This is a genomic window from Halomonas campaniensis (assembly GCF_002211105.1).
Classification (GTDB): domain Bacteria; phylum Pseudomonadota; class Gammaproteobacteria; order Pseudomonadales; family Halomonadaceae; genus Vreelandella; species Vreelandella campaniensis_A.
The window spans coordinates 32,378-39,595 of the sequence record NZ_JPUA01000024.1 but is presented as its reverse complement, the minus strand read 5'-3'; the positions used below and the strand labels follow the sequence as shown (position 1 = coordinate 39,595).

The following is a 7,218-nucleotide window of genomic DNA, read 5'->3' as shown; positions in this document are numbered from 1 at the left end:
AGCGGCGGCGTCCGCTGAGTCAGACGCCTCACCGGCTTTCGTGGTCGCCGTACCCGCTGCCGTGCTGGCCGTGGAGGCTGAGCTAGCGGCGGCGTCTGCTGAGTCAGACGCCTCACCGGCTTTCGTGGTCGCTGTATTGGCAGCGGTGCTGGCCGTGGACGCTGAACCAGCGGCGGCACTGGCTGAACCAGCAGCTTGATTGCGCAGTGTTTGGCACTGTGCGACATAGCTGGCCGCTGCCGCTGCGTTGCTTTGGGCTGACAGCCCCATGGCCACGGCTTGCTGCAAGCAGGGGATAAACCGAGTTGTGTAGCCTAGGCCGTCCAGGCCTGTGTCCGGGTCGGCGTCGTCGGTGTAGGTTTGGCCGTTGCCGCCTAGCTCTTCGGGGAACGTTACGCTCGCCATTTATAGAATCTCCAGTAGTGACATCGCGTGTTCATAATTCGCGTAATAGGGGTAGGTAATGCCGTTCAGCTCGACCTGCTGCGCGATCATTGCGCGGGCAAAGTTGATAGGGGACGGTACCGGCGACCAGAGGTAGAGGATCTCACCGACGATGTCCTGAGTGCGCTGCAAGCGGTGAATTCTGAGAAACGCCTCATCTTCGTTGAGGTTATTTAAGTCGAACGTGACTGTGCGCTTGGGCGTCACTCGACGCGCATATCCTGTGCGTGACGGATCACCCGCCCACGTGATCTGTGTGCCGGTGTCGTAACCATGTTGAACGCCGTGATCCAGGTTTTTACGCGGCTGCCACACGTCGGTCACCATCACTCGGCCCATAACGATGGCACCGTCAGGGTTGGCGGTATCCCGAAGCTCCACATGCATACTGCTGCCTAGTAACCGCTCCTCAAAGAAAACGATCGCCAGCGGTGTGTAGTTCTGTCGATCATCTTCAGCCAATCGACGGTTCCAAAAATTGTCGTTTCCCCACACCACGTCATCTAAGCCGTACAGGACTGGCCATACGTCTTGCCAGCCTGTATTTAGGATTAGGTCTGTCTGCCCTGCATCGCGATAGACACGAGCACGCAGCGTGGCTGTTGAACTCATGTTGTGGGCAGGGATCGCGAGTGCATGTAGGCGCTGCCGTTTGGGTAATGTGATTGAAAACTGGGTATCAACAGGATCTAACGTTGCTGTTTTAGCGACGACCGAAAAACGAGCGTCTTTTACGTGCTCAAGGGGTAGCGTGGGCACCCAAGCACCGCCACTGACAACGGCGGTGCCTATGTAATTGGGCCAGCAAAGGGCTATTTTATTTGGATCAAGCGCCATATCAGCCCCACAAATTGAGTGTTAGTTCATCGGTTTCTGCGTTGAGTCGATAGCCTGTAACGCGCATTGCGCGGCCATCCCCGTAGCCCTGGCGTAGCGTGATCAAGGTGAGATTGCCGCCAATGGTGGGTAGTGGTGCTTCGATAGCCTCTACCTGTACGGTATCCCGCCGAACACTCAATAATGCGAGTACCCTCTGGGCAACTTCTTGGCTTTTCGAATAGCTGGCCAACACGCTGTTAATCGTTATTTCACTGGCCAATGGGTTGCGATTACGTACGGTTTGATCAGTGGCCACGACTCGGCGGGTTTGCTTAGCCATACGCGCACGGCGAGCATTACTCACATCACCGGATAGGTCGTTTTGAACGGTCTCGATGCGGTCGCATTCCAGTGTGACGCGCCACACCGGCAGGCCACCTTGACCGGCTCCGGTGGCGCTGCGGCTTAGGGTCACAATGGAGTAGTCGCGGACTGCATCATCGGTTGGCTCAGGTTCCTCCCAATCCCCTAAGCGCAGCACCTGGTCAGGCTGTACTGCGAGCCAGCCGCCAATGCTCTCGGCGATCCGATCGAGCAGCTCCAGCGTGTTGGTCTCGCCTGTGATGTAGAATCGGACAGCGCCATATTCGTTGAGAGTGGCCACGTCGTCAGCGTGTAGGGTGTATCCACGAGCCGCAGCCATTGCCTGGGCAACGGTGCCTGCCCGTGGGTCGCTCTGTTCAGCGTCGACAGTAATGGTGCCTGTAGCTGTGCTACCTAGGCGAATGAAACCCTGGTAGCTGCGCCATTCATCAGGCTCGGGCTCGGAGCTTTGTAGCTGCGCCAGGCTTGTGTAGTTGCCGCCGTTATCGAGCGCGTAGCCTCGGTCATAAACGGCTGTCACCGTGCAATCTGAGAGCGAAGACACCTGGTAGATCAGCTTCGAAGTATTGACGGCAACCGGCTGTGCGTTGCGCGCTTCACCCAGCACAAGCGGTTTAGACTCACCCGCGATATCGTCTTCGGTGCCTTCTAAGCCGTCGGGCAGCACGTTAGTGCCTGCATAGGTCTCCATGGGGTGCGGTGAGCGCAGCAGCTCTAGCGGGTCACGCAACACAACCGACACTTCAGTATCAGAAAAAGCCAGGCGTGCTACGGTGCCGTTCACCTGCGGCACGCCTTTAAACGCTAGCTCCACCTCGCGCCCATCGACGGCGTAATCAGCAAGGTAGTCCAGCCCGCCGTCTGCATTGACTAACGTGGTTTCGCCATAGCCTGAGCGGCTCTGCTGGAGCAGCTGGCCAGCGTATAGGCCCGCTTCGTACAAGCCAGGCTGCAAGATGCGCGGATCGTAGAAATTGTCTTCATCATCCAAATAAATGCCAAGGCTAAACCGCAACGTTTGTGGCTGGTTCTCTTCATCTCTGGCGTCACGAATAATCAGCGTCCAGGTCATCGCTTCGCCGCCTCCAAGCGCTTGTCGTCTTCGAGCTTTTTGAGCATCTTGTTGCCGCGCTCGATAGCACCGATCTGACCCTTGGCCGCTGCGCCGCGTTGATTGTTAGCTGCCGCCAGGTGTTTGTTGCTTTCACTCATCAGCTTTTTAATGTCAGCGCGCAGCTGCTTGTTTTCATTTAATACGTCGCGCATTAGCTGCGTCTGATCGCTTTGGTCGAGTAGCGGGAACGCGGGCAACGTGGGCGCGGGTAGCCCACGCGGCGCAGGCATCGGCGGAGCTGACATCGCAGTGCCACCGGCTAATTTGCGGAGCACTTTGGCGTCTTCGGCTGTCGCGACCATTTCGCCGCGGTGTAGCTCTGCGATATAACCGTCGAACGGAACATAACCCAGGCCGGTAGCGTGAGAGCCGTTTGTATTGGCACCAAGAATCTGCTTGAAAGCGGTTGCAATAGAGCGTGCACCAGTGCCGTTTTGGGCGGGAGAAAGTGACACGCCCAGACCAGCACCGCTAGAAGGGTTGAATTTACGCTGCATCTCATTCGCGTAGTGATGACCCCACCAGCGAACAACGGACTCGTTTTGCTGAGCGTTCAGTGCGCGCACGATGGACTGCTCTGACTGAGTCAAATCACGCGACTTGGCTGCCGTTACGAGTTGATTTGTCTGCGCGTCTAAGCGTGAGATCGTGCCCGTGCGTGTCGCATCCAACTGATTAAAGATTCGGCGCAACTCGCCATCAGTGGCCATTCCGGCGAACGTATTGCGGAACTCGTTGTAGTCGATGAGGCCGTCCGCGCTGATGTCAATTCGGTCGAACTCACCAGCAACGGCGTTAGCGATCCCGCGTGACAATCCGCCCAGGCGCGAGTTTGTCAGTTCCTGCTGGCCGATCATTCCATCGCCGTTTACATCGACTTCGCGTATTAAGCGGCTAATTTCAGCGTCGGTTGCAATCGGGGAGAGTGCATTGCGAATCTGGCTGTGGGTTAATTGGCGGCTATCAAGCTCACCCAATTTGTTGCGCAGCACGGTACCGAGCACGGCGTCGGTGGGCATGCCCGCAATGACGACGCTCTCTAGCTGACTGATAACGCCATCGGTATTGAGATCCATACCGCGCATCATGGCTTTTACTTGAGCGTCAGTTGCGAGCCCCCCTAGGCCTTGCCTTAGCTCGGAATATGTCAGCAATCCATCTAGGCTGGTGTCTAAGAGGTTAAACGACCCCTCTAGTGATGAGGCCACACCTTTTGCCAGACCACCCAGCCGGGCGTTTGTCAGCTCTTGCCTGCTGATCATGCCATCGCCGTTCGTATCCACGGCGGCGATTAATACTGCAACTTGGGCGTCTGTTGCCTTGTCACCTAACGCTCTTTTGATCTCATCGAAGGTCAACAGGCCGTTTAGATTGCTGTCGATCCGGTCGAAGTTGCTAGACAGCGATGTGACGGCATCACTAAATCCGTTGCCGAATATATCCCCCAACGCTTCAGTCTGGTCGGCAACAATCCCCCTGAATTCATCAGCCAGAAATTGCTCAGCACTGAGCTGGGCAGGCAGCGATTCAAGCATGCCTGCGACTTTGTCGATTGTTGCCGTTGTCTGACTGCCGCTCGCTGACCAGTTCTTCTGCGCTTCGATGAAACGATCCGCGTATTGCGTGATGCTGTTCATCGCATTGCGATCGCCCGACGCGGCTTGGGCGTACTGCTCCTCAAACGCGGCGGAAGCGGCTGCGAGCTGGTCGGCAGGCGATGCTAGCCCGGCGTCGGTGCTGCGTAGGTTATCTACGTAGCTGGTGATGCTGACGCCAAAGCTGGCTAGCTGCTCGCGGGCGCGTGCCATTGCACTGGCTTCTTGATTGATCGTGCGTATGCGTTCTTGCTGTGCGCGCTCGGCGTCCTGCTGTGCAGTTTTTTCGTCTTCGATTGCCCAGATGCGGCGCTGCATCGATGTCAGATTTTTGACTTCAGCCGTTTCGAGTTCGCGTAAGCGATCTATTTCCAGCTGTCGAATTGCGTCTTTATTGCCCTGCGCTTGCAGCAACTGCCGTTCTAGCTGCTCTTGGGCTCGCAGCGCATCCGCCATGGTATCGACGCTGCCCGCCGCATCATCAGCGGCGAATGCGGCGGCTTCTGAGCTGGCGGCAATAGCCGTGAGCGCACGCTCTAGCGTCGCTGATCCGCTGGCGACTTGATTGAACCAGTAGTCCATGCCCGCTGTTTCGGGGGCACGGCCTAAGCTTTCTCGGTACTGCTGCTCGATCGCATCGCGGACTGCGTCATTGGTCTGTCTCAGCGCCGGGGCTAGCTCCATCAGTCGCACGGCTAGCTCGCCTGCGGCTGCGTCGTTGAGGTTCTGGGCTTCGACTAGGGCGCGCAGCTCGCCGACGGTGTTGGGCACCTGGTCGGTGACGCCTGCCAGCGAGGCGCGCAGATCCGCTTGTGAGCGGCTTAGGCGCTCGGTTTCTGTGTAGGTGGCTTGGTAATAGCCCTGGTTGATGGCGGCTAGGTTCTCGACGCCACCGGCAATTTGCGCCAGGTTACCTGCCGCTTCTAGGGCTCCGGCGGCGGTGTCGTCAAACTGAAGGTTCAAGCGATCGGCGGTTTGCATAAGCACGCCCATGCCACCTGCCATCACTTCAAGACGGGCCGTGAACTCATCGGCGGGCAGCGAGCTAATAGAGTCGCTGAAGGTATGCCCAACCGACTCCAGCGCGGCCAGGGCGCGGCCTTTGAGGGCAAATTCAATGATCTCACCGGCGTTGCGCCCCGACGCTTCCAGCCCTTGAACGGTGTCGCGCATCGTCGCGATTTCTTGATCAGAACGCGCCACGCTGACGGTTAGGGCATCCATGGCGGCGGTGGCGTTGACGAGATCTTCTGCCCACTGTTTGTCTTCCCCTACGCCTGCGCGCTGGAGACGTTCCGTGCCTTGGTCGCGGAATCCCGCATAGCCCAGCGCGGTTTCGCGGTAAAAGCGGCCATCAGCCTGGTGCTCAAAAACGCCGTCTTTACCGGCGCCTTCGCTGCGGTCGAGTGACGCGGTAGTGCCAAAACGACCGCTAAATTTTGTGGGGGCGCTGCCGAACAATGAGCCTACACCGCCACCCAGGAATGAGCCGATGGCTGAGCCGATCGGGCCTGCCAGGTAGGTTCCTGCCAGCGCGCCGAGCGTGCTGCCAATCTCTTGTTCGGCTGACTTTCCAAACACTGAGCCAGCAGCAAAGCTGCCTGCAAAACCAGCACCGGCACCGGCTAATCCCTGCATGCCGCTAAAGTTCTGCATGCTGCCGCCCATCCAGCCGGTGGCGCCTTGTGCTCCACCCACTTGAGCGGCGGAGCTTAACGCCGAGGCGTTGAGTCCATTACCAGCAAATTGAGCAGCGTTTTGCGCGCCAAGAGAAGCCGCGGTATGCCCGCCCCATTGGATGCCGTTAAAGCCTCCTTGAAGGGCGTCCCATCCGTTCTTGAGTGAACTGACAGAACCCATATTTAAGCCACCGCCCGCTTGCTGGCCACCAGCACCCGTGCCACCAAACCCCATGCTGGTAGCGAGCTGCACCGTGATCGGTCGAGTGAAGGCCATGTGTGCCATTTCGGCCAGCGTCTGATCCAGCGCCCGCTTCATGATGTCGGTAGCGTTCAGGCTCCCGTCGATCGCGCCTTCCCATAGGTCGACAAAGCCGTCGTCAAGTCGACGTAGGCCGTTCAGGCGCACTTCGTCCCATGCGCCCTGCATTGTGAAGGCGGCGTCTACCGTCTTCGTGGCCAGGTCGTCGGTGTCTTTCTGCGCTTCGATGAACTGCTGCTGGAGCAGACCCATCATCTGGATGTTCTGAGCGATGTTGCCGGTGCCCATGGCAATCGCGAGGTTTAGCGTCTGTATGTCGCGGGCTAGCTGGACTGTTTCGCGGCGCCCTGGTATCAACCGGTCGTAGAGGTCTTCTAGGGCGTCGGACTGTGCTTCTGTGGACTTGGCCAAGTCTTTTGCCTTAGTGGCTGCGGCTTCATTCGCATCGCCCAAGTCCGTTGTTGGCGTGATGGTTTCACGCGTTGTGCGTTCAAGCTGCGCTAGCTTTTCATCTATTTCAGTGACTGAGCCGCCCGCTGCATCAATCGCGTTGCGGGTGTTCATCAGCTCTACTTGGAGTTCATGCAGGGCTTGCTGTGACTCGCTACGCTGCCCCATGCCAAAGGCTTCTTGGCCGCCCACAGCATCCCACTGCTTTTGCTCATCCGCCACAATTTGACGCTGGCGGGAAACATCCATTGCTAATGTGGCTTGGCGGAACTGCTGAAACTGCTGCTCAGCTTCCAGCATTGCTTTAGCGTTTTTCAGCGCGGCTTCGGAGTTGGCGTCTAGCGCGCTGGTCATATCGTCAACGCGCCCGGTTGCCGTCTGCACTTTGGGGGCGACTAAGCCCAGCTCTTCACGGAAATAATAGATCGCGCCGCCCGCAATGACCGCAGCGCCCAACGGACCACCGACCAG

General features: G+C 58.3%; 4 protein-coding genes. All 4 read right to left on the bottom strand.

Annotated features, from left to right (window positions below):
- Positions 1-405 (bottom strand): hypothetical protein (locus tag JI62_RS08370; protein WP_430750717.1); only part of this gene is annotated, 405 nt, incomplete at its 3' end.
- Entirely contained in the window at positions 406-1,281 is an 876-nt protein-coding gene (locus JI62_RS08365) for a hypothetical protein (RefSeq protein ID WP_088699723.1), read from the bottom strand.
- Between the two features lies 1 nt (position 1,282).
- The gene (locus JI62_RS08360; protein WP_088699722.1) at positions 1,283-2,719 is read right to left on the bottom strand and encodes a hypothetical protein; all 1,437 of its coding nucleotides are present in this window, start codon (positions 2,717-2,719) and stop codon (positions 1,283-1,285) included.
- A partial coding sequence (locus JI62_RS08355; protein ID WP_170938512.1) for an EF-hand domain-containing protein occupies positions 2,716-7,218 on the bottom strand: 4,503 nt, incomplete at its 5' end. The genes JI62_RS08360 and JI62_RS08355, both read right to left, overlap by 4 nt.

Excerpts from the sequence above, each read along its gene's own strand:
- JI62_RS08365 (WP_088699723.1), bottom strand. The coding sequence starts at position 1,281 with ATGGCGCTTGATCCAAATAAAATAGCCCTTTGCTGGCCCAATTACATA.
- JI62_RS08360 (WP_088699722.1), bottom strand. The coding sequence starts at position 2,719 with ATGACCTGGACGCTGATTATTCGTGACGCCAGAGATGAAGAGAACCAG.